This window comes from Clostridium psychrophilum (genome assembly GCF_018861705.1).
Lineage (GTDB): Bacteria > Bacillota > Clostridia > Clostridiales > Clostridiaceae > Clostridium_AD > Clostridium_AD psychrophilum.
Genome location: NZ_JAHLEC010000166.1, coordinates 1 through 4,795 on the forward strand (window position 1 = coordinate 1; position 4,795 = coordinate 4,795).

Genomic DNA, 4,795 nt, shown 5'->3' on the forward strand with positions numbered 1-4,795 from the left:
TATTGTTCTATGCCCAGAATGTGATGCAAATATGATAATCAAAGGACGATGAGATTATCATATTTGCTTGGCATAAGGGTTTTTACTCGACCGTAGGGAGATTTTGTTCTTCTGATTAAGTTATAATATATTCTTATATAATATATTTCGACGTAAAGCTCATTTGCTGAAGGGGGATAGGAATATTTTTTTAAAAGTGTTACTATATTATAGTAGATATAGTATTTTCAATGCATGCAGTCATTATATAAATAATAAAATTTGGCAAATAATACAAAATAATGTAGTTTAATGCTAATTATTATTTACCATAATGGTAAATAATGATACAATATTTACATATGATTTCAGTGGCAATTATGTTACTTCTCGAATACTTGGACAATACTATAAAAACTTAAAGCGATGTGGAGCAATATATAGATTTACCGGTTTTAGGAGTAAGACATAAACTGAAAGAAAACACAAACTGAAAGAAAACACAAACTAGGAAGGTGATACGATGATTGATATTCATAGTCACATACTCCCAGGAATTGATGATGGTTCAAAGAATATGGAAATGAGTATTAAGATGTTAAAAATGGCGGAGGAAAAAGGTACTAGAACTATTATAGCCACTCCTCATTATATGTGGAATATATATGAGAACTACTACGATGAAGTTTTTGTCTTGTATCAAAAATTAAAGATTGCAGCAAACGATGCGGGTATAAATGTAGAAATTCTTTTAGGACAAGAAATTATGTTGGACAAACACTCATTAGAACTGTGCAAAAAGAAAAAATTAAGAGGTATAAACGGAACAAAATATATGCTTATTGAATTTCCTATGGATAAATTGCCAAAAGATGCTTTAGATTTAATTTATGAGTTAAAGCTTCTTGATATTAAACCTATAATTGCACATCCTGAAAGGTATGTTTATATAGAGGAATCACCCACAGCTATAAATGATTTTATTGAAGAAGACTGTCTTTTCCAAGTTAATGCGGGAAGTTTGGAAGGTTTGTTTGGGAAAAAAGTTCAAAGATGTGCTAAGTTATTGGTGAAAGAAGGACTAGCAAACTTCATAGCCTCTGATGCTCATTCTTTAAATAAAAGATGTCCTGGTTTAATAGAAGGTTATAGAATAGCGAAATTAATAGATAGAAAGATAAAGAGAAAAACATCACAAAATTTAAGACTATTATTGTTAGGTGAAGATATAGAAATGAACAATAAAAAAATAGTCAAAAAGAAAAATCTATTTCAGCTTTTTAAGCATTAATATCTAAACAAGATATAATAAGTCTCTACTCCTTTGAAAAATTAAAGGAGTAGAGACTTATTAAATTTTGCAATCATCAATATCAACACATTTTTAATAAATACACTCTCGCTTCATAAGGTTTTAGTTCAAATGATTTTATGTTAACCTCACCATAAATTTTGTGATTTCCAATGAGAAGTTTTTGAGAATTATATTTTATATCTTCTGGTAAATCAAAATTAGATATAGAATCTGTAAAATTACATACGATAAGAAGCTTCTCTTCGCCTAAAGTTCTTGTGTAAGCATATAGTTCTTTGTTATTTTCAAGAATTAAGTCGTAAGTCCCATATACTACAATCGGATTGTTTTTACGAATATTAATTAATTCTTTATAATAATTAAATATAGAATCTGGGTCATTTAACTGAGATTTTACATTAATTTGTTTATAATTTGGATTCACATTAATCCAAGGGGTACCAGTTGTGAATCCTGCATTTTCACTATCATTCCATTGCACAGGTGTACGAGCATTATCTCTACCTCTTGCATAAATTGCGGCCATCATTTCGTCTGCTGCTTTTCCTTTAATATTTACTAGTTCCTTATACGCATTTAAGGTCTCAATGTCTCGATAATCATCTAAAGAGTCAAAAGCTACATTAGTCATACCTATTTCTTCACCTTGGTAAATGTATGGAGTTCCTTGCATCATGTGAAGACAAGTTGCTAACATTTTTGCTGACTCTTTCCAGTATTTTTTATCATTCCCAAAACGAGAAACTACTCTAGGCTGATCATGGTTATTCCAGTACAGACTATTCCATCCACCATCTTCTAATCCTTTTTGCCATTTAGTCATAATTTTTTTTAACTGAATTAATTCAAAACGACCGTTGCTCCATTTCCCATCTTCACCATTTCCCAGGTCCATATGCTCAAACTGAAAAACCATATTAAGCTCATTCCTATTTTCACCAACATAGTTCATAGCTTGCTTTGTATTAGCATTGGGTGTTTCTCCTACAGTGATTATGTTATATTTTGATAATACTTCTTTATTCATTTCTTTTAAGAATTCATTAACCCTTGGTCCATTAACAGAGTATGGCGCAAAATCTCCATATAAATGTCCTTCTTTTACATCTCCGTTAGGGAATTTTTGATCTTTAGAAATATAATTGATAACATCCATTCTAAATCCATCAATACCTTTGTTTAACCACCATTTCATTATCTTATATACTTCATTTCTAACCGCTCTATTTTCCCAATTTAAATCAGGTTGTTTTTTAGAAAATAAATGAAGGAAATACATATCTGTGGTTTTATCATATTCCCAAGCAGACCCACTAAAACTACTTTCCCAATTGTTTGGTGGTTGTCCATCTACTCCATTTTTCCATATATAATAATCTCTATATTTATTATCTTTGGATTTTCTGCTTTCCTTAAACCATAGATGTTCGTCAGAAGTATGATTTACTACCAAATCCATCATGATTTTTATACCTTTTTCATGAGATTTTTGAAGTAACAAATCAAAATCTTCCTTTGTACCAAACTCTGTCATAATATCTTGATAATCACTTATATCATATCCATTATCATCATTTGGAGATTTATAAATAGGACAGAGCCACAAAACATCTATGCCAAGCTCCTTTAAATAATCTAACTTCTCTACAATCCCTTGTAAATCGCCTATTCCATCTCCATTACTATCTTTAAAACTCCTTGGATAAATTTGATATACAATACTTTCTTTCCACCAAGCTTTATTCATAATAATTCCTCCATTGTTTGTTTCAATTTATTTATATATAAGGGTGAGCATATTACCATTATATTCATTTACAGAATATGCTTTTTTTTATGAGTAATCAATTAAAGTTTTTTGGGATTGGATACTGAATTTCTTTTTACTATAGTTACCTTTTAAATCATATTTTATTGTCTGTTCGTAAATTGATAGCCAGAGGAAGCACCATTATATTGAAATTTATATACATGACTATAACTCTTATTAATAGATGTGCCATCTATAGATACAAAATTATAAGTTTCCGATGTATTTATAGTTCCAGACTGGCTATCATCACTAATGTTGAAATCGGTAATATTAGCAGAAACAAGACTTTCATAATCACCGCCTGCATGGGAACCAGGTACATTCGCTTGTTGTTGTGTATACAGTTTACTTCCATAAGTTAAGTAAGGAGAGACTAATGAAAAATCATTTGCATTAATGGCGGCTGTAAGACCGGATGCATAGTTTTGTAAAAGATCATTTAATTGAGATTTTACGTCATCTAATTGAGCTTGAACATCAGTCTGAGCATTGATTGCATCTTGAAAACTTATATTAATGTCTGTTTCTCCACTTGTAGTCGACTGTTCTTCGCTCTTAAGTGTTTTTCCACCTATTACAGTTGTAGCATATATCTTTGAAGAAGTATCTACAGGTCCAAAATTGGTAGCATCACTAACTTTCACATTAGTATCTTTTGAATTAACAAATATTTTTGCATCAGGATAATCAGAACTTATATTTAAATAATTCATATCTTCAAATACACTTAAGGTTGCGGTGCCGTTGCTAGTTTTTATAAGATCGACTTGGTAAGGATGGTTTAAAGTAACATACTTACCTTTATAATTAGCTAAGATTAGATAAGTCCCAGGAATGTACGGCCCGAATTCTTTGGTGGATTTATCAGTATCGCTTTTGCCTATCTGAGTATTGTTAAGCGAAAAATTAACATCTTTAACTGTAGTTGTTATATCAACGAAGGATGGTTTAACGTTTATTTTGTAATTGGGGAAAATTAAAAACTTCTTTCCTATATTAGTTAACGTTAATGTATTACTAGATGATATGTTAATATTACTAAGATCTTTAGGACTAAGAGCATCATTATTTAAATTTTCAATAACTTCATCATAATATGAAGGATTCTTTTTAAAGTAATCTAGTAAAGGAACAACATTTTTATTATCTACTGTTAGCCTAGTGTCATTACAATATAATGTATTTGCTAAATCAGAAACGTTGTTTGTTACTACGTCTTTTTGGAATCTTGCTTCAAGCTTCTTAGGGTCGGATAAATAATTACCAACCTGAACGATAGCAATTATTGCTACTATTAAAACTGCAGCTACTATTATAGATATTTTTGACTTCTTTGTTAATTTATTATTAGATGTAGTATGTTTTTGAGCTGGATTAGTATCTTTTATTCGTTGATATTCCTCTTTGGGCAAAGAATTTTCAGTTGAAGTGTTTTCTTCTATTGGCGGAGTTTCATTTGTAGACTCATTTTTTAAGTCATTACCACATGTGGTGCAAAAAGTTTGGTCTTCATTAATTTCATTGCCACATTTACTACAAAATTTCATGTTAGGTCCCCCAATTTTTTATAATTATTCTTATATCTTATACTCCGCACAATGTATTACAAAAGGCCTACATTTATTTTCAGAGCTTTTTTACTGGATTTTTATTAAAAACAGTACCTTTAAATATTTTTCAAATGTATC

3 protein-coding genes are annotated in these 4,795 nt (G+C 30.1%); 1 reads left to right on the forward strand and 2 read right to left on the reverse strand.

Annotated features, from left to right (window positions below):
* Positions 1 to 502: 502 nt before the first annotated feature.
* On the forward strand, positions 503 to 1,270 hold the full coding sequence (locus KPL38_RS18190) for a tyrosine-protein phosphatase (protein WP_216290549.1): 768 nt from the start codon (positions 503 to 505) through the stop codon (positions 1,268 to 1,270).
* An 82-nt stretch (positions 1,271 to 1,352) separates the two neighbouring features.
* Here KPL38_RS18190 and KPL38_RS18195 read toward each other — a convergent pair whose 3' ends face one another.
* On the reverse strand, positions 1,353 to 3,041 hold the full coding sequence (locus tag KPL38_RS18195; RefSeq protein ID WP_216290550.1) for a glycoside hydrolase family 13 protein: 1,689 nt from the start codon (positions 3,039 to 3,041) through the stop codon (positions 1,353 to 1,355).
* Positions 3,042 to 3,205: 164 nt separating this feature from the next.
* Positions 3,206 to 4,654 (reverse strand): zinc ribbon domain-containing protein, encoded by a 1,449-nt coding sequence (locus tag KPL38_RS18200; RefSeq protein ID WP_216290551.1) that lies wholly within the window; start codon positions 4,652 to 4,654, stop codon positions 3,206 to 3,208.
* Positions 4,655 to 4,795 lie beyond the last annotated feature (141 nt).